The organism is Flavihumibacter stibioxidans, assembly GCF_014332695.1.
Taxonomy (GTDB): Bacteria; Bacteroidota; Bacteroidia; order Chitinophagales; family Chitinophagaceae; genus Flavihumibacter; species Flavihumibacter stibioxidans.
In genome coordinates this window covers 1,225,024-1,244,281 of the sequence record NZ_MBUA01000001.1, presented here as the reverse complement: position 1 = coordinate 1,244,281, position 19,258 = coordinate 1,225,024, and the positions used below count along the sequence as shown (strand labels likewise).

12 protein-coding genes are annotated in these 19,258 nt (G+C 47.4%); 10 read left to right on the top strand and 2 right to left on the bottom strand.

The genetic code is table 11. The features are described 5' to 3' along the window. The first annotated feature begins 109 nt into the window (after positions 1–109). The 3 genes from BC349_RS05200 to BC349_RS05190 are packed head-to-tail and all read left to right on the top strand — an operon-like array spanning position 110 to position 3,774. The gene (locus BC349_RS05200; RefSeq protein WP_187255656.1) at positions 110–1,528 is read left to right on the top strand and encodes a sialate O-acetylesterase; all 1,419 of its coding nucleotides are present in this window, start codon (positions 110–112) and stop codon (positions 1,526–1,528) included. Between the two features lie 19 nt (positions 1,529–1,547). Beyond that, the gene (locus BC349_RS05195; protein ID WP_187255655.1) at positions 1,548–2,339 is read left to right on the top strand and encodes an NIPSNAP family protein; all 792 of its coding nucleotides are present in this window, start codon (positions 1,548–1,550) and stop codon (positions 2,337–2,339) included. Between the two features lie 16 nt (positions 2,340–2,355). Beyond that, complete coding sequence (locus tag BC349_RS05190) at positions 2,356–3,774, top strand: aminopeptidase P family protein (protein WP_187255654.1); 1,419 nt, start codon at positions 2,356–2,358, stop codon at positions 3,772–3,774. A gap of 1 nt (position 3,775) precedes the next feature. Here BC349_RS05190 and BC349_RS05185 read toward each other — a convergent pair whose 3' ends face one another. Together BC349_RS05185 and BC349_RS05180 are read right to left on the bottom strand one after the other, a co-directional pair. Beyond that, a complete protein-coding gene (locus BC349_RS05185; protein ID WP_187255653.1) occupies positions 3,776–4,414 on the bottom strand; it encodes a class I SAM-dependent methyltransferase in 639 nt (212 codons plus the stop codon). A gap of 11 nt (positions 4,415–4,425) precedes the next feature. Then, positions 4,426–5,472 (bottom strand): LacI family DNA-binding transcriptional regulator, encoded by a 1,047-nt coding sequence (locus BC349_RS05180; protein WP_187255652.1) that lies wholly within the window; start codon positions 5,470–5,472, stop codon positions 4,426–4,428. A 376-nt stretch (positions 5,473–5,848) separates the two neighbouring features. Here BC349_RS05180 and BC349_RS05175 point away from each other — a divergent pair, with 376 nt between their 5' ends. The 7 genes from BC349_RS05175 to kduI all read left to right on the top strand — a co-directional run bounded on the left by BC349_RS05175 (position 5,849) and on the right by kduI (position 19,218). Next, entirely contained in the window at positions 5,849–8,791 is a 2,943-nt protein-coding gene (locus BC349_RS05175; protein ID WP_246456783.1) for a SusC/RagA family TonB-linked outer membrane protein, read from the top strand. A 20-nt stretch (positions 8,792–8,811) separates the two neighbouring features. Beyond that, positions 8,812–10,428, top strand: coding sequence for a RagB/SusD family nutrient uptake outer membrane protein (locus BC349_RS05170; protein WP_187255650.1), 1,617 nt, complete (start codon positions 8,812–8,814; stop codon positions 10,426–10,428). Positions 10,429–10,457: 29 nt separating this feature from the next. Continuing rightward, entirely contained in the window at positions 10,458–13,466 is a 3,009-nt protein-coding gene (locus BC349_RS19830) for a glycoside hydrolase family 88 protein (protein WP_222840077.1), read from the top strand. Between the two features lie 3 nt (positions 13,467–13,469). Then, positions 13,470–14,822, top strand: a complete 1,353-nt coding sequence (locus tag BC349_RS05160; RefSeq protein ID WP_222840076.1) for a BNR repeat-containing protein — start codon at positions 13,470–13,472, stop codon at positions 14,820–14,822. Positions 14,823–14,836: 14 nt separating this feature from the next. Then, a complete protein-coding gene (locus BC349_RS05155) occupies positions 14,837–16,840 on the top strand; it encodes a DUF2264 domain-containing protein (RefSeq protein ID WP_187255649.1) in 2,004 nt (667 codons plus the stop codon). 71 nt (positions 16,841–16,911) lie between these two features. Next, entirely contained in the window at positions 16,912–18,282 is a 1,371-nt protein-coding gene (locus BC349_RS05150; RefSeq protein WP_187255648.1) for a sugar porter family MFS transporter, read from the top strand. Between the two features lie 105 nt (positions 18,283–18,387). After that, entirely contained in the window at positions 18,388–19,218 is an 831-nt protein-coding gene (gene kduI / locus BC349_RS05145; RefSeq protein WP_187255647.1) for a 5-dehydro-4-deoxy-D-glucuronate isomerase, read from the top strand. Positions 19,219–19,258 lie beyond the last annotated feature (40 nt).

Sequence of the window (19,258 nt, the reverse complement as noted above, 5' to 3'; positions counted from 1 at the left end):
GGAAAAAAATTGATTTTTGTAGCGCTGGTACTGCACCAAAAGGCAGTACCAGTTTTTTATTTCTTGCCCTGCAGGATTAAGTGTCATATTTAATCTTATTTTTAGAGGTATGAAAAAGCCTCTGATTGTTTTGCTGATTTCCATGGTTACCCTCAGTTCCATGGATTTGCGGGCACAATTGCGTCTACCCGCCATCCTTTCTTCCGGAATGGTTTTACAACAGAATGATTCCGTTGCTCTCTGGGGCTGGGCCGGACCAGGCGAAAAGGTATATGTAACCACCAGCTGGAATAAAAAAACAGATTCGGCGATTGTATCCAACCTGGCTACCTGGAAACTGAAATTGAAAACCCCGGCGGCCGGCGGCCCTTACACAATTGATATTTCCAGCCGGAATACAATTTCCCTTCAGGATGTTATGATCGGCGAGGTATGGATCTGTTCAGGCCAGTCCAACATGGAATGGAACTATCACAACGGCACTTCAGATATAGCTGCCGATTTCGCTTCTGCGAAGAACCCGAACATCCGTTTTTTTCATATCCCGCGAACTGGCGCTGACTATCCCCAGGACGACGTGAAGACTGCCTGGACCCACTGCGATTCCAATACCATCAAAACCTTCAGCTCGGTCGGATATTTTTTCGGTAAAAAATTGCAGCAGGACCTGAATGTTCCCATCGGGCTGATCAATGCCAGCTGGGGCGGAACGCCAGCTGAAACCTGGACTCCCGAACAAATCGTTCATGAAAATGCTGCACTGAAAGCTGCAGCATCCAAACTTAATACCTTTCCATGGTGGCCAAGCGCCGCAGGTAAAGCTTACAATGGCATGATTTCACCGGTAACTGATTTCAGTATTGCAGGCGCGATCTGGTACCAGGGTGAATCCAATACCACAACCTATGATACTTACCAGCAGCTTTTTACCTCTATGATCGATGCCTGGCGTGCAGTATGGAAAAGGGAGTTCCCTTTTTATTATGTCCAGATTGCTCCCTATAAATATGGCACCACCAATATAGGTGCCCTGCTGCAGGAAGCCCAGACCAGGAGTATGAGCCACCCAAAAACCGGCATGGTGGTCATTACCGACCTCGTAGATTCCGTAACCAATATTCATCCTTCCAGGAAGAAGCCGGTCGGAGAAAGGCTGGCAAACTGGGCATTGGCAGAAACCTACGGTAAAACCGGTCTTAGTTATATGAGTCCAGCCCTTACAGCATCCGTTCTACAGAAGGATAAAGTCCTGCTCCGGTTTGCAAATGCCATGAATGGTTTCACCGTAAACGGCCAGGCTGCTGAAGGATTCTTTGTATCTGCGGCGGGCCAGGAAAAATGGTATCCTGCAAAAGCTAAGATTCTGAACAATACCATTACCGTCTGGAGCCCGGAGCTGAAGAATCCATATTATGTCAGGTATGGTTTCGGAAATACACTGATAGGAAATGTTTCTTCAAAAGAGGGCCTACCCATCATTCCATTCCGGACCGATCAATTTGCAGTTGAACAGGTTCCCGTTAAATAACAAAATGAAATATTTCACCATGAAAAATCTGATTGCCCCGGCCATTTGCGCCTTGCTTATTCTACTTTTTCCTGCCACCCGTATGCAGGCCCAACAAACAGGAAAAAAAGCCATCTACCAGTTAAGTGTTTATCATTTTAAAAACAGCGACCAGGAAGCCAGGATCGATGATTACCTGCAGCATGCACTGCTGCCAGCCTTACACCGGACCGGCCATGGAACGGTTGGTGTGTTCAAGCCACTGGCAAATGATACCGCTGCAGACAAAACCATTTATGTGCTGGTAACCCACCCGTCCATAAACCATGCGCTTGATATCAAACAACGATTGAATAAAGACAGGGAATATCCGGCAAAGGCTGCGGCATTTGAAACTGCGCCACATGACAATCCACCTTTTGTTCGGGTTGAAAATATACTGATGGAAGCGTTCCGTTTTGCACGCCAGCCCAGCACACCGCAGCTATCCGGCAACAAAGCTGACCACATATTCGAACTGCGCAGTTATGAATCTGCCACAGAAAAACTTTACCAGAGTAAGGTTCACATGTTCAACGAAGGCGGAGAGATCACATTGTTCAAAAGACTAGGATTCAATGCAGTATTTTATGGTGAGGTAATTGCAGGAAGCCGTATGCCTAATTTCTGGTACATGACCAGCTTCAATAGCCTGGCGGATCGAAATGAACATTGGAAAACCTTCGGTAATGATCCTGAGTGGAAAGCCATGCTGGCCAAGCCTGAGTATAAGAACAATGTTTCCAGATCGGATATCATCCTGGCCCGGTCAGCTGGCTATTCAGATTTATAATTGAACTTTGTAGCTTATGCATTTTGAACTGTTCCCAAAGGACACCTATGTTTCCAGAAGAAGGAAGTTGTCAGAACTTGTCGGCTCAGGACTGATACTGCTGATGGGTAATGAAGACGCTGCCATGAATTATGCTGATAACTGTTATCCATTCAGGCAGGACAGTAGTTTTCTGTATTATTTTGGTCTTGATCTGACAGGGGTTGCCGGCATTATTGATGTCGATTCAGGCAGGGAGATATTATTCGGTGATGACCCCGGAATCGATTTTATTATCTGGACCGGCACTTTACCTACTATGGCTGAAATGGCTGGCGAGGTCGGTGTGATCACAACAAGGCCTTACGCAGATCTCGGTAAACTTCTCAGCGAGGCCGCTGGTTCAGGTCGCACCATTCATTATCTCCCGCCATACCGCAACGCCAACCTGTTGAAGCTCTCAGAATGGTTGCGACAGCCAGTGGCAGCCATAAAGGCAGGGCATTCACTTAGTCTTGTCAGGTCGGTTATCCATCAGCGTTCACATAAAGAACCCCGTGAGGTGGATGCCATTGAGAAAGCGGTATCCATTAGTGCCGATATGCATTTCACTGCCATGCACCAGGCAAGACCCGGCATGAAGGAATATGAACTGGCTTCAAAAGTGCAGGAAGTTTCCCATGCAGCCGGGGGTAGATTATCTTACCCGATTATCCTGACAGTAAATGGTCATATCCTTCATAATCATTATTATGGAAACACTCTGCTGGATGGACAAATGGTGCTGGTGGATGCCGGTGCAGAGGAGTCTATGCATTATGCTGGTGACCTCACCCGCACTTTCCCTGTGGGCAGGCGCTTCTCAAACCAGCAAAGGGAGATCTATGAAATTGTGCTGTCCTCCCTCGAAAAGGCAACTCAAATGCTGGCACCGGGCGTACGTTTCATAGATGTTCATGCCAGGGCCTGCGAAGAGTTATTAACCGGACTAAAAGCCATTGGTCTGTTTAAAGGTGATCCCGCAGAGGGCGTAGAGGCAGGTGCTCATACCCTGTTTTTCCAATGCGGACTGGGGCATATGATGGGGCTGGACGTACATGATATGGAAGACCTCGGCGAACAATATGTCGGTTACACAGAACAGTTAGGGAAACGTAAGGATTTTGGCTGGAAATCACTCCGCCTGGGACGTGAGCTTGAACCTGGTTATGTGCTGACCGTGGAACCTGGAATATATATGATACCGGAATTGATGGATCGCTGGAAAGCAGAAAACAAGCTGGCATCTTTCATCAATTATGATCAGCTGGAAGCCTACCGGAACTTCAGCGGAATCAGGATCGAAAACAATTTCCTGATCACAGAGGATGGATACCATCGGTTTGGAAAATACCTGCCTTCGGGAGTGGATGAAATTGAGGCCATCAGGGAAGAATACCTGGCAGGCATGGCATAAATCATGTTCCCAGCACAAGGATCGAAACAGCTGTACTATTGCCCTCTTCCTCTATCATTACTGTTTCCTGGTAGATGCAATAAGGTAATAGTGCTGCTATAAACTCTTTGGCCACCAATCTCTGCGGGGTACTCAGAATTATTTTTATATGTTTCTCCAGGAAGGCATGGATGACTTTGATCAGCTGTTCAAATTCACCGGTCTCATAGTTAACATCACTCATAATAACCAGATCAGGATCGGTTTCCGGCGGAATGGCATGCCAGTTGATCAGCATGATTTTACAATTGGTATAACGGTTCAGAATAGCCGAATGTCGGATGTAATCAAGAGCTTCGGCTAGGTAATCACTTGCAATCACCTCCCTGGCCTTGTCTGCGGCAACCAGTGACGGCAGTGCCAGTCCCGCTGCCAGCTCCAATACCCGCCTGTCCTTCACATATTCAGGGTTGGCTTCAATAAACCCTGCCAGGGCAATAGCTGACGGCCAGATCTTTGCCCAATAGGGGAAAGGGGTTTGGGCATCTTTTTCTACCTGCTGCCTGAATTGTTCCCTGATTTCCGGTTGGGCGGGAACCTGAATTTTAACCACACGGTCACCAAACCGGAACTCCCTTGTTTTTCCTGGTAAATCTTTCATTTTGTAAGCCTTTAGTAGGCAACCGAAATCTTTCTGTTGGTGGAAGCTCTTGCCTTCAATTCTGTTGGAAACACTTTTTTTTCAAATTCCGTAACCGGTCTTTTGCTTTCAATCAGTTGTATCAGTAATTCTGCGGCCGTTTTGCCCATTTCAAAAGCTGGTTGTTTGATGGTGGTGAGTGCGGGCTCAAATAATTCCGGTTCACTGAAATTGCTGAAACCTGCCATCCCAATATCCCCGGGAATCGATTTGCCCATTTTTTTCAGGATAGATAATGTGCCAAGGGTAAGCCTGTCCGAAGCGGCAAAAATGGCATCCGGCGGATTGCCGGAATCAAATAATTCACTGACGGCCGTTTCAATTTCTTCGAACAGCATACCCCCATGCTCACAGTATTTTATAAGTGATTCATCAATGGGCTGGCCTGCTTCTGAAAGTGCTTTTTTATAGCCGGCAATTCTTTCCTGCGTGATGGAAAGATGCGCCGGACTGGTAATTTGTGCGATTCTCCTGTAACCCTGGTGCAGTAAATGATTGGTTAGATCGTATGCGCCACCTTCATTATCAGCCTTTACCAGGTGGGTCTTGAAGTCTTCGGATACCCGGTCGAAAAATACTACGGGCAGGCCTTTGGCATGCAGTGCTGCAATATGCGAGCAATCAGAGGTTTCAGTGGACAATGAAATCAATAAGCCATCAATTGATCGCCAGGTCAGGTTTTCCAGGGCCTGTATTTCCCTTTCATAGGATTCATGACTCTGGGTTATGATTACCAGGTAATTCTTCGTATAGGCAACCGACTCAATTCCACTGATCACTTCTGCAAAAAAACTGTTCGGGATATTACACAGGACCACCCCTATACAACGGCTGTTTTTATTTTTCAGGCTTTGAGCCAGCAGGTTGGGGCGATAATTATGTTCGTTGGCATAAGCAATCACCTTGTTGCGCACCGGTTCGCTGATTTTATAGCTTCCTTTCAACGCGCGTGATACTGTAGAGTAGGACAAATCAAGCGCTTTGGCAATATCCTTTATGGTAATGTTCTGGATTTTCATGTTTGGGAACTAAGATAAGGCCAAAACATTTATGCACATAACTAACTGTAATTCAATTAAATAATGCCAGTGCTTTGAATGATATTTCCCCTTTTTTACAGTTTGTAGCGTTAATCTGTGCACACGTTTGCCCAGATAAATAGCAACACATTCCAGATTCCGTTACGGCAAATGGCTAGTTTTAAGTATAAAAATGTAAAAATGACACTTAATCTTTCCGTGTTGAAGACAACCGGAATGAACAGAGTTCGGAACAAGTGTTGATTTTTTAAACCAAAAACTGCTAACGATGATTTGCCCTCCATCTGCTAATGTATTAGCATGCCGAAAGGACGCCCTGCCTTTTCCTTTTGACAAATTCACCTTTCTAATTTTAATGTTAACCATTTTCCCTTTCCTGGCTGCTTTTTCCCAGGTTCAGGTAACGGGAAGAGTAGTAGCCGGCGACAGCAGCCTGGCAAACGTTTCCGTACAGGTTAAGGGATTCGCTACCGGCACAAAGACCGGCGAGGATGGAAGATTTTCCATCAGCGCACCTGCGGATGCCACCCTGGTTTTCAGCATGGTAGGTTATGCCTCCCGGGAAGTAAATCTGAATAACCGCACTAATATTGAAGTAAGCCTGCTTCCATCGGAAGTGCAAATGAGTGAAGTAATTGTAGTTGGTTATGGAACCCAGAAACGCTCTGATGTAACCGGCTCTGTTGCCTCTGTGCCCAAAGAACGATTTTCGCAATTGCCCGTGACTAACGTGATGCAGGCCATCCAGGGGGCTGTTGCCGGCGTAAACGTGTCGGTGAACTCTACGGTACCCGGCAGAACAGCAAATGTCCAGGTTCGTGGTGTCAACTCTATCGGTGCCAATAATTCCCCGCTGATTGTGGTGGATGGTATTCCCCTTGCTCCGGATGCCAGTACCAATGACATCAACGCAGCAGATATCGCCTCAATGGAAATCCTGAAAGACGCGTCAGCAGTAGCCATTTATGGTGTTCGCGGCTCCAATGGTGTTATCCTTATCACTACGAAAAGGGGCAATACAGGTAAACCCGTAATCCGTTACAATGCCTATACGGGTTTTGAAAAAATTATCAATACGCTCAACCCCAGCAGCCCGGAACGTTATGTTCAGAAATGGGCCGATTTCCGTAATCAGAACAATCTCAGTGATACCAGTATCCTGCCGAACCTGTATGAGCGGAATAATTATTATGCCGGTAAAACCACCGATTGGGTGGATGTTGTTACGCAAACGGGCACGCTCACTGATCACAACCTCAGCATTTCAGGTGGAACAAAAGATGCGAAATATTATATATCGGGTGAATACCTGAAGCAAAAAGGTGCTGTTAAAGGATATCAGTACCAGCGGATCAACCTTCGTTCAAACCTTGATGTGAATGTTACCGATTATCTTACTGTCGGCACTTCCCTTTTCTTCAATAACAATAATTCAGATGGTGGTCGCGCCAATTTTTACCTGGCAACCAATATGAGTCCCTATGCGCAGTTGTACGACGAGAATGGACGATATACCATCTACCCGATGTTCCCTGAATTGCTTTACCTGAACCCGATGCTGGGCCTCACGGCCGATCGCCTGGATCGCGGCCAGAATCTTACCGGTAGCGGTTATGCGGAACTGAAACCCGGCTTTCTGAAGGGACTTAAATACAGGCTCAATGCGTCTTATTCCTATGTTACCCGTCGCACTGGGGAATACGATGGCAGGAGTGTGAACAACCAGCTGGGAACCGGTGCTGTCAGCAATTCGGAATCAAAATACTGGATCATAGAAAATATTCTTTCCTACACAAAGGACTGGAATAACCATCATGTTGATTTTACCGGTTTATACAGTTCACAGGCCAAGGACTATTTCAGTTCCAATGCCCGCGCAACCGGGTTTATCAATGATGAATTATCCTACTATAATCTTGGTGCAGGAGCCACGCAATCCAATGGTTCCTTTTATGACCGCAAGACCAATCTGTCACAGATGGGACGGATCAACTATTCCTATGACAGCCGTTACCTGCTGACACTGACGGCCCGCAGGGACGGAGCTTCTGTTTTCGGCGCCAATACCACGAAGTATGGAGTGTTCCCCTCTGTGGCACTTGGTTGGAATATTCACAATGAAGCTTTCATGCGCAACGCTATGCTGTTGAACAGCCTCAAACTCCGGGCGTCCTATGGTAAAACCGGTAATGAAGCCATTTCCATCAATGGTACAGCCACTACCGCCGGCACCAACCGGTTTCCATTCAACGGCGTAAGTACCATTGGTGTGCTGGCAAGCAACCTTGGTAATGCCAACCTCCACTGGGAGGAAACAAAGGGAGCTAACCTCGGACTCGACTTTGCCCTGATGAAAAACAGGATTGCTGGTACGATTGATGTATTTCGCACCACCACAGATGATATCCTGCTGAGAAGGAATATTCCCATCATTACCGGCTATGGCAATATCCTTGATAACCTGGGTAAGACAAAGAATACAGGCATTGAACTGACCCTGAATACAGTGAACATCGCTTCAAAGAATTTCAAGTGGGAAACCTCGCTGAATTTCGCGTCCTATAAAAATACCATTGTAAGCCTTTATGGCAACTATGATTCCCTGGGCAATGAAATCAGCGATATCGGCCAGGGCCTTTTCATCGGCAAGTCCAGGTATGTGATCTATGACTATATCCTGGATGGTGTATGGCAGGAAGGCGAAGATCCTTCATCCGTTGACCCCACCGCCAAACCGGGTCACCTGAAGTTCAGGGATGTCAATGGAGATAAGAAAATTGACGCAAACGACCGTACGGTACTGGGTTCAAGGCTTCCCAAATGGACAGGCGGACTGACCAATACCTTCCATTATAAAAACTTCCACCTGAATATTTTTATCCAGACCTCACAAGGGGGCCTTCGGAACAACGTAAACCTCACTTTCGCCGATGAAGCGGGCAGGATCAATATTCCGAAAGAGATCGACTACTGGACGAGTTCCAACCCGATTAACGACAGGCCTTCCCTGAGTGCGCTGGCTGTATCAGCGAATCGCGGTTATGGTTACCCGAAAGATGCAAGTTATACCCGGATAAAAGACGTTACCCTTAGTTATACCATGCCCCAGTCGGTTCTCGACAAAGTGAGGCTGGCGGGGGTAACCCTCTACGCCAGCGGCAGGAACCTTTACACCTTCACGAACTGGCAGGGCTGGGATCCGGAGAATGATTTCACCTTCCGTGGTTCCGGAGACTGGGTGAACAACTATCCGCCTGTTCGTTCAATTGTATTCGGTGCCAATATCACACTTCGCTAATCCAACTAAATGCCATTAAAATGAAACGAACATTCAACATATTATCTGTCCTCCTCGGACTGGCCATTACATTCGCTGCCTGCTCTAAAAGTTTTCTTGATGAAGAAGTGTATTCATCCTATGCGCCTGAAACCCTGAAGGATTCGCTGGGTTTTGAAGCATCCATATCCGGACTTCATAACCACCTCAGCCAGTTCTTTACCACCAGTGACCAACAGGGATGGTTAAACGTATGGCAGGTGGGTACTGATATTGCCTATGCAGGTCAGCAGCAGGGTATCGAAGTGCCGTATTACAACTATGCCTTGCTGAACTCCAATGATGGTGCAGCTTCCTTTACCTGGAGCTGGGCCTTCAGGATGATCAACAATGCCAATATCATCATTAGAAACGTGGAAGATCCCACTGTTACCAGCCTTACCCAGGCAGGGAAGAACGCAGTGAACGGGGAAGCCCGGTTTTTCCGCGCATATGCCTATAATATCCTGGCTACCTGCTTTGGTGATGTTCCCCTGGTAAAGGAACCTCTAACCGCACCCAAAACTGACTTCGTTCGTGCGCCCCTCGCAGAGGTGAACGCACTGATTGAAGAAGATCTCAGATTTGCCGGTGAAAACCTGCCCGATGTGGACAATGTAAAAGGCAATTCAAAGGGCAAAATGTACAGCCGTGCCAACAAGGCAATGGCGCAGCAGTTGCTGGCCGAGGCTTACCTGCGCATGGGCAAAAATGACCTGGCTGAACAACAGGCACTGGCTGTTATCAATGACGGAAAATTCAGTCTTACTACCAGTCGCTTTGGCGTAAAGGCCAATCAGCCGGGTGATCCGTTCTCCGATATGTTTATCTACGGAAACCAGCGCAGGAGCCAGGGTAACCGCGAAGCAATTTGGGTAATGGAAATGGAGCATCCCGGAACCATTGTAGGCGGTATCACTAACAATCCACAGCAGAGAAGGGTATGGGGACCGTTTTTTGTGGGTGTCACCGGTATGAAACTCGCCGATTCAATTGGTGGCAGAGGACTTGGCCGTCTTCGGTTAAACAATCACGTTATATACGATGTGTACGAACAGGAGGATATGCGGAATTCACCCTACAATTTCAGGAGGCAGTTCTGGTACAACGATCCTTCCAAACCGGCTACCTATGGGAAACCAGTGCCTTATGCGGGTTTTGATACCATCTTCAGGATAGCCCCGCATACCACAAAATGGTACCAGTTTGATCCAAAGGATGAATTTGGTTTTGCCATGATCAAGGATATCCCGCTGATGCGCCTGGGGGAAACCTATCTCTTACTGGCTGAAGCACTGTTCAGGCAGGGCAGGCTGGCAGAAGCTGCAGAGGCACTCAACATTATCAGGGGAAGAAGTAACGCAAGCGCCATTACGGCATCTGATGTTACCCTGGATTTTATCCTCGATGAAAGAATCAGGGAACTGGTTGGGGAGGAAAACAGGCGCATGACACTGATGCGTACCGGAACCCTTGTTGATCGTGCGGTACGGTATAATTCTGTCAGTCCTGTTAACCAGCTGACCGGAATTGAAAACAAACACCTGCTGATGCCTGTTCCCCAGTCGGAGATTAATTTGAACAAGGATGCGGTACTGCAGCAGAACCCCGGATACTGATACGTTTCATGGAATACTTAATTTAGGAAATGAATAATAAAGTAGTAATTAGTGTTTATTTGACAATATGCCTTCTCGGCTGGTTACTTATGCCTGCCCAGGCACAGGTCCCCCGAAAATCCCGGACTGCCGCAGCAACTGCTTATTTGTTCGTGTATTTCACCGGACGGGATGAGTCAGTGTATTTTGCGACCAGCGAAGACGGCTATAATTACAAAGCCCTGAATAATAACCAGCGTATCATCTCCCCCGACAGCATCAGTTCAACGGGCGGTGTTCGCGATCCCCATATTCTCCGTTCACACGACGGCAGTAAATTTTTTATGGTTGCCACTGATATGAATGTGGCGAAAAATGGGTGGACGGCCAACCATGGTATGGTCCTGATGCAATCTTCCGATTTGCTCAACTGGTCTTCAACCCGGATTAATATCGTTACTACCTACAACCAGTTCCATGAGGTGAACCGGGTCTGGGCACCACAAACCATTTATGATCCCAGGGTTAGGAAGTACATGATCTACTGGTCCATGCGTTCTGGTAATGGGGCAGATAAGATCTATTATGCTTATGCCAATGATTCATTCACTGGCCTGGAAGCTGCACCGGAACTGTTGTTTGCCAACCCCGCCGGCGGAAGTTGTATTGATGGAGATATCATCCTGAAGGATGGGGTCTATCATTTATTCTATAAAACGGAAGGAGATGGTAATGGTATCAAACAGGCAACGTCAGGCAGTCTGACCGGACCGTTTAAACAGGAGGACCGCTACCTGCAGCAAACAAAAGATCCGGTAGAAGGCTCTTCAGTTTTCAAACTCAACGAGTCGGATAAATACATCATGATGTATGATGTGTACACCAAAGGCCGGTATGAGTTTACAGAATCTTCGAACCTCGTAGATTTCAAACTGTTGGGTAATAAAATATCCATGAATTTCAAGCCCCGCCATGGTACCATCCTGCCCATTTCAGGAAACGAATTGCATAGGTTGCAGGCCAGATGGCCGAGGTCAGGTAATCCTGTTTTGGGAGGTTTCTTTGCTGATCCGGAGATCCTCTATGCAGAGAAAACAGGTAAATACTATCTCTATCCTACCAGCAATGGTTTCAAAAACTGGTCCGGTGACAGGTTCAGGGTATTTTCCTCTGAGGATCTCATTAACTGGACAGATGGAGGTGAAATACTGAGTCTGCCGGCAGATGTTTCCTGGGCAAAAACCAATGCCTGGGCACCCTGTATTATTGAAAAGAAAATCAATGGTGCGTATAAATATTTCTATTATTTCACCGCCGGTAAAAAGATCGGTGTTGCCGTGGCCGATGATCCCCTTGGCCCATTCAGGGATTCCGGAAAGCCATTGCTGGACGCTCATCCGGAGGGAATCCGCCATGGGCAGGTGATTGATCCTGATGTGTTCACCGATCCCATTTCCGGAAAATCATATTTGTACTGGGGCAATGGATACATGGCAGGAGCAGAACTGAATGATGATATGGTTTCACTCAAACCAGGTTCAATAAAAATCCTGACTCCCGATTCGACCTACAATGAAGGCACTTATGTAATATTCCGAAACGGGAAGTATTATTTCATGTGGTCTGAAAATGATACCCGCAGCGAAGATTACCGGGTCAGGTATGCCATAGCTGACCAGCCCCTGGGCAGACTGACCGTTCCCGCCAATAACCTGGTGATCGCAAAACGGCCGGCAGCGGGCATTTATGGCACGGGTCATCATTCAGTGTTGCAGGTGCCGGGCAAAGATGAATGGTACATTGTTTATCATCGTTTTCAATACCCTGATGGTATCAAGATGGGAACTGCCGCAGGCTTCAACCGCGAGGTCTGTATAGATAAACTTGAATTCACTGCAGATGGCAGCATTCTTCCTGTGATACCAACCCATGAGGGCATTAAACCAATTGCCGGTTTCAAACCCGGACCTTCCCCTGCGCAAAAATCAGCCTCTTCCATTAAGGAGTCAAAGGCCGATGTCCTGAACATCATCACCAGGGTCAATGACCACTGGCAGGCGGCCAATCCGCAGCATGGCCGGGCTTTCTGGGATAATGCCGCATATCATACCGGTAACATGGAAGCCTTCTCGGTTACGAAAAACGAAAAATGGCGCCAATATTCCGAAGCCTGGGCCGAACACAATCAATGGAAAGGAGCCAGATCGGATGAAAGGTCAAACTGGAAATATAATTATGGGGAAACGGATGATCATGTTCTCTTTGGGGACTGGCAGATTTGTTTCCAGACCTATGCCGACCTCTACCAGTTACAGCCTGCAGACCATAAAATTGCCCGCGCCCGCGAAGTAATGGAATACCAGATGGGCACCGGTGCGAATGACTACTGGTGGTGGGCCGACGGTTTGTACATGGTGATGCCGGTTATGACAAAGTTGTACAGGATAACAGGTAACAAAACCTATCTGGATAAACTGTATGAATATTTTTCCTACGCCAATTCCATCATGTATGACAGGGAGGCTAAATTATACTACCGTGATGCGAAATATGTGTACCCAACACATAAATCCGTCAATGGAAAAAAAGATTTCTGGGCCCGGGGAGACGGCTGGGTTTTTGCAGGTCTGGCCAAAGTATTGAAAGACCTGCCCGAATCTGATTCACATCGGAAAGAGTACATAAAAAAGTACCGGGAGATGGCGAAGGCGCTGGTTAAGCTCCAGCAACCCGAAGGTTACTGGACCAGGAGCATGATGGATCCTCAACATGCACCGGGACCGGAAACCAGCGGCACTGCATTTTTCACCTATGGATTGTTCTGGGGAATCAACAATGGGTACCTAAGTAAAAAGGCTTACCTGCCTGCAGCCGTTAAGGCATGGAATTACCTGGTTAATACAGCCCTGCAGCCTTCAGGGAGAATCGGTTATATCCAACCGATAGGGGAAAAAGCCATTCCCGGCCAGGTGGTGGATGCCAACTCCACCTCCAATTTTGGCGTGGGTGCATTCCTTCTGGCAGCTTCAGAACTCACCAGGTTCCTGGATAAACAATAAGCCATGAAGCATCTGACCAATTCCCGAAATATGATGCGACTTTTTTTGCCTGCCATACTGGTTCTGGGTTCGGTAATGTCTTCTGCGCAGGAAGCGTACAAGCAACCCCATATACGGCTGGTCAATGTTTCGGAAGGATGGGCCGGTAATTCCGTGAACGCTGTAGTGTTCCGGAAAAATTCGGTTGTCAGTTGGCGTGACCTGCAGTTCATTGCATTTTATGACCAGGACCAGCAGGTGGTACTTGGTAAACGGACCCTGGGCTCCAATCAGTGGGAATTAAAATACACCGGTCTGAAAGGCAGGGCAACAGATGCCCATAATTCCATCAGCATCATGGTTGACGGAGACGGATACCTGCACCTCTCATGGGATCATCACAATAACGTACTTCATTATGCGAAAAGCCTGCAACCGCGAACACTGGAACTCGGAGCCGGACAGCCTATGACCGGCATCAAAGAGCAGTCGGTTTCCTATCCCGAATTTTTCCGCATGCCGGATGGTGATATTCTCTTTATGTACCGAAATGGCGAATCCGGCAGGGGCGACCTGGTTATCAACCGTTATATGCTAAAAGAAAAATCATGGCGGCAATTGCATTCGGGGCTGATAAGCGGCGAAGGGAAAAGAAATGCCTACTGGCAGGCCTGTGTGGACAAAAAAGGTACCATTCATATTTCATGGGTCTGGCGCGAGAGTCCGGATGTGGCCAGTAACCATGATCTCTGTTATGCCCGGTCAAAAGACGGAGGAATTACCTGGGAGAACTCCAGGGGCAACCCATATACGCTGCCGATAACAGCATCCGGCGCTGAATATGCTTTTCGTATTCCGCAAAACAGTGAACTCATCAACCAGACTTCCATGGCAGCAGATGAAAGGGGTCGGCCATATATCGCCACCTATTGGCGCGAAGCAGGCGATTCCATTCCAGATTACCACATTGTTTGCCTGGATGCAAAAAACAGATGGACCAGCACCCGCCTGGATTTCAGGCGTACGGCCTTCAGCCTGAGCGGGGCAGGAACCAAAAGCATTCCCATTTCCCGTCCCCAGATTGCCCTTGCAGGTGCCGGGAAACGGGCGCGGCTGGTCATGCTTTTCCGTGACAGGGAAAGGGGAAGCAGGGCTTCGGCAATAGTTGTTCAACAGTTGAGGAAAAAGCGCTGGAAACTTATTGACCTTAGCTCCGGGTCCCTGGGTGCATGGGAGCCATCATTTGATACCGAACTGTGGAAGGAAAAATATATCCTGCACTTATTTATCCAAAAGGTGGAACAAGCTGATGCGGAAGGCCTGGTTCAGGCAAAACCACAAATGGTGAGTGTGCTTGAATGGAAGCCGGAATGGTAAAAAAAATCAACCACATGAAACGGATTTTAATAGCTGTAGTCTTATTGCTGCCCGGGATTTTTTTGCAGGCACAAAACCAGGTATTCAGGATAGATAACCCCGATTTTAAGAAGAGTCCTTATACGGGCATGACCCGCCGGCATTGGAAGGACGCGGCCCTGTACATGCTAAAGGGCGCTTTCGGTTATATAAAGCAGATAGACGATCCCATGGTTTTTCCGAAACAGGCGGGTAAGAGTTATCCGCGTAATGAATCGCAAAAAACAACTGAAAAACTGGAGGGACTTAGCCGTACCTTATTCTTTGCTGCGCCGCTGTTAAGGGAGGATGGTGATTTTACCATTAACGGAATCAGCGTGGCAGCATATTATCGACATCATATTGCCGGCCTGGTTGATCCTGAAAGTGATTTATTTATCAGGCCCCGGGATAAAAATGGCGGTCCCAGCCAGACACTTGTTGAGTTTGGTGCATTGGCACTTTCACTTTCCATTGCCCCCGAGTTGTTATGGGACCCGCTTCCAAAAGCGCAGAAAGATGCCCTTGCGGAAACCATGATCAGTTATGGCGATGGACCCACCGTTCCCTCCAACTGGAAGTTCTTTAACATTTTCGTCCTGAGTTTTTTCCGTGACAAAGGATATACAGTCAACAATTCACTGCTGGAAGAATACCTGCAGAAATCACTTGACCATTACCGTGGTAATGGCTGGTACAATGACAACCCCGCTTATGACTATTACAGCATGTGGGCTTTCCAGATGTATGGCATCATGTGGTCCGAATTGTATGGAAAAAAATTTTTCCCTGAGCTGGCAGCCAGGTACACGGCCAATTTCAGGGAACTGGGCAAGAGTTATCCTTATATGTTTGGCCGTGATGGAAAAATGATCATGTGGGGTCGCAGTATGAGCTATCGCTTTGCTTCGATCATACCCTTTCCCCTGATGGGATACCTCGATCAACCGGGTGTTGATATGGGCTGGATGAGAAGGATTTCTTCCGGCGTGCTGCTACAGTTTTTACAGCATCCTGAATTTCTTCAGGACCAGGTTCCAACACTGGGTTTCTATGGTGCTTTTGAACCTGCGGTTCAGGGATATAGTTGCAGGGGAAGTGTTTACTGGATGGGAAAAGCATTTATGGCCTTATTGATTCCGGAGGAGAATCCGTTCTGGACCTCTGTTGAGAACGATGGTGCCTGGGAAACTGAGCTAAAGAAAGGAACGGTAGTCAACCGGTTCCAGCAGGGCTCCGATATACTGATCACTGATTATCCCAACAGCGGAGCTGCAGAAATCAGGGCCTGGTGTAATGTAAAAGTTACAGGCAACTGGGAGGATTTTCGGGGCAGTGAAAACTATAACCGCCTGTCTTATAACAGTGCTTTTCCCTGGCAGGCCGATGGGCAGGCTGGTGAAGTGGCCATGAACTATCTCATCAAAAACCAATCTGGTAAATGGGAACCATTGCGGTTGTACCAGTTCCGGAAATTTGAAGACGGTGTGTATTACCGGGACGTGAAGCTGGAAACCGATTCGTTGGTAAACCTTCGCCTGGCAGATATTCCCCTGGCAGATGGCATATTAAGGATCGACAGAAGTATGGGCCACCTGCCTGTTGAACTTCGTCTCGGGCATTATGCACAGCCCCGGAAAAACCAGGCCATCAGAAAAGAAAGCAGGAAAGTTAAAGGCTATGAAGTGCAGATCATTGACAACGGCATTTACCAACTGGCCATGATCCCTTTGATGGGTTGGAATTCAATGGAGACCATTACTTCCACCGGATTGCACCCCGATGCAGCGGAGAGTGCTGTTATCAATGTGGCAGGCAAAACAGTTCCTGGAATATCAGAAACCAACACCTATGCATCATTGATGTTGTGGAAGAAATCCGGGGAACCATTTACCACAGAAGAGTTAATGCCGGTGAAAAAACTGAAGCTGAATACCAAAGAACATTCGGTGCTGGTGACCTTCAGGAATGGCACCCAAAAACAACTTAGGTATAATTGAAATGTAAAGGGTATAATATACAGGTCTGTTGTATATTTAAAAAAGATTGCACCTGTAAAAAATATCCGAACATGCAAAGTATTGCCAGCAGCGATTCTCAGTCCAACAACTCCGGACGACCCATTTCCTGGTACGCACTGAGGGTGTCGCTCATTGCGGCTCTTGGTGGATTTTTATTCGGCTTTGAAACCGCGGTGATCTCCGGCGCGGAGAAAACCATTCAGCAATTGTGGTCACTCAGTTCCGGCTGGCAGGGCTTTACAGTTGCCTCCAGTCTGATCGGAACCGTAATTGGTTCATTGATCACAGGGGCGCCCGCACAGAAATTGGGCAGGAAAAAAGTGCTGGGAATTATTGCCATATTATACCTGCTTTCGGCAATAGGCTGCGCCCTCACTTCAGTTTGGTTGTTATTCGTAACCTTTCGTTTTATAGGCGGACTGGCAGTGGGCGCTTCTTCAGTGGTTGGGCCCATGTATATCTCAGAAGTGGCACCTGCGCATATGCGGGGACGTTTGGCTGGTTCCTTCCAGCTGAACATCGTATTTGGCATCTTCATTGCTTATCTGACTAATTTTCTTTTCCTCGGTACGGGAGAGGATTCCTGGCGCTGGATGCTGGGTATTATGGTGGTGCCTGCCGCCCTGTTCGCCTTCCTGCTGAGATCCATTCCGGAAAGCCCACGCTGGCTGGTCCTGAATAACCGGGATGAGGAAGCCAAAAGAATATTTGAAAAAACAGGTGACCTCGATGCACTGCAAAATATCAGGGAAGAACATTTGCTGGCAGCGGGCGGTATAAGGGAGAAACTGTTCAACGGGAAATACAACAAGCCTATTTTCTTTGCGGTGTTACTGGCCATGTTCAACCAACTGGCCGGCATCAACGCCATATTGTACTACGCGCCAAGAATTTTTGAAATGGCAGGTTTCGGACAGGAGCAGGCATTTCTGCAACCGGTATATATTGGTGCGGCAAACCTGCTTTTTACTCTTCTGGCTATGACAATGATAGACCGTTTCGGCAGGAAAAAACTATTGATCATTGGTTCTTTCGGCATGATCCTGTTCCTGGGACTTACCGCCAATGCATTCAGCGGCGATATATCAGGTAACAGTAATGTGTTGATTTACCTCATTGGCTTTATTGCTTTTTTCGCTTTTTCACAGGGTGCGGTCATCTGGGTATTCATATCCGAAATATTTCCCAACTCGGTTCGTTCACAGGGTGGCTCGCTTGGCAGCTTTACCCATTGGATCATGGCAGCCATTATTTCCTGGACCTTTCCGGTTATCGTGGAGGGCAGTGAAAAAGGTGGCTATTATTCTTTTCTTTTTTATACAGTCATGATGTTCCTCCACCTCATTTTTGTCTGGAAATTTCTGCCGGAAACAAAGGGGAAATCCCTGGAAGAGATTCAGAAAGAACTGGGGATAAAATGATTTTCATTTTTTACTCATGCCAACGTTTGCCCAGATAAACCAGTCCGGTACTGCTGTTCCGGAGCCCTGATTGAGTAGTTTGCAGGTAAAACCCGGTATATTAATATGGAGATAAGATTTCAAAACAGCCCTAAGGAAACCAGCGCTATGAATACCGCTTCACTCAGGGAAAATTTCCTGGTGCAGCACCTGGTAAAAGATGATAGCATTCAGTTGGTCTATTCACACTACGACAGGGTTATTATAGGTGGCGTAAAACCGGTGAACGAAAAACTGGTATTGCCCAATCACCCCGAACTGCGGGCGGATTTCTTTTTACAAAGAAGGGAAATCGGCATCATCAATGTTGGCGGTGCAGGATCCATCAGCGCGGATGGCGAAACTTTTGAGCTGAACAAACTCGATTGTCTTTACCTGGGCAAGGGCATGAAAGAAGTTTCTTTCTCCAGTAACAATGCCGATGATCCCGCCATTTATTATTTATTATCTGCCCCCGCACATATGAATTATCCGAACCGCCTTTTGAATAAGGAAGAGGCTTCTCCGGCGGTTATGGGAGCACAGGAAACCTCCAACCACAGGACTATTTACAAATACATTCATGATGCAGGTATCCAAAGCTGCCAGCTGGTCATGGGACTGACAGTGCTTTCAGAAGGCAGCGTTTGGAATACCATGCCTGCGCATACGCACACCCGCAGGATGGAAGCCTATTTTTATTTTGATGTAAAGCCCGATCAGCGGGTGGTTCATTTCATGGGTGAACCTAAGGAAACCAGGCATCTCATCACCAATAATCACGAGGCAATCATATCACCCCCCTGGTCCATTCACTCAGGATGCGGCACCGCTGATTATGCATTTATCTGGGGAATGGCGGGTGAGAATTATACGTATACTGATATGGACCCTGCGCCCATTACAGAATTACTGTAATGATCACGCACCAAAATGAAAACATGAAACGATTCTGCTG

Bases quoted from the DNA above. Each gene is read 5' to 3' on its own strand.
- BC349_RS05200 (WP_187255656.1), top strand. From the start codon at position 110: ATGAAAAAGCCTCTGATTGTTTTGCTGATTTCCATGGTTACCCTCAGT.
- BC349_RS05195 (WP_187255655.1), top strand. From the start codon at position 1,548: ATGAAAAATCTGATTGCCCCGGCCATTTGCGCCTTGCTTATTCTACTT.
- BC349_RS05190 (WP_187255654.1), top strand. From the start codon at position 2,356: ATGCATTTTGAACTGTTCCCAAAGGACACCTATGTTTCCAGAAGAAGG.
- BC349_RS05185 (WP_187255653.1), bottom strand. From the start codon at position 4,414: ATGAAAGATTTACCAGGAAAAACAAGGGAGTTCCGGTTTGGTGACCGT.
- BC349_RS05180 (WP_187255652.1), bottom strand. From the start codon at position 5,472: ATGAAAATCCAGAACATTACCATAAAGGATATTGCCAAAGCGCTTGAT.
- BC349_RS05175 (WP_246456783.1), top strand. From the start codon at position 5,849: ATGTTAACCATTTTCCCTTTCCTGGCTGCTTTTTCCCAGGTTCAGGTA.
- BC349_RS05170 (WP_187255650.1), top strand. From the start codon at position 8,812: ATGAAACGAACATTCAACATATTATCTGTCCTCCTCGGACTGGCCATT.
- BC349_RS19830 (WP_222840077.1), top strand. From the start codon at position 10,458: ATGAATAATAAAGTAGTAATTAGTGTTTATTTGACAATATGCCTTCTC.
- BC349_RS05160 (WP_222840076.1), top strand. From the start codon at position 13,470: ATGAAGCATCTGACCAATTCCCGAAATATGATGCGACTTTTTTTGCCT.
- BC349_RS05155 (WP_187255649.1), top strand. From the start codon at position 14,837: ATGAAACGGATTTTAATAGCTGTAGTCTTATTGCTGCCCGGGATTTTT.
- BC349_RS05150 (WP_187255648.1), top strand. From the start codon at position 16,912: ATGCAAAGTATTGCCAGCAGCGATTCTCAGTCCAACAACTCCGGACGA.
- kduI (WP_187255647.1), top strand. From the start codon at position 18,388: ATGGAGATAAGATTTCAAAACAGCCCTAAGGAAACCAGCGCTATGAAT.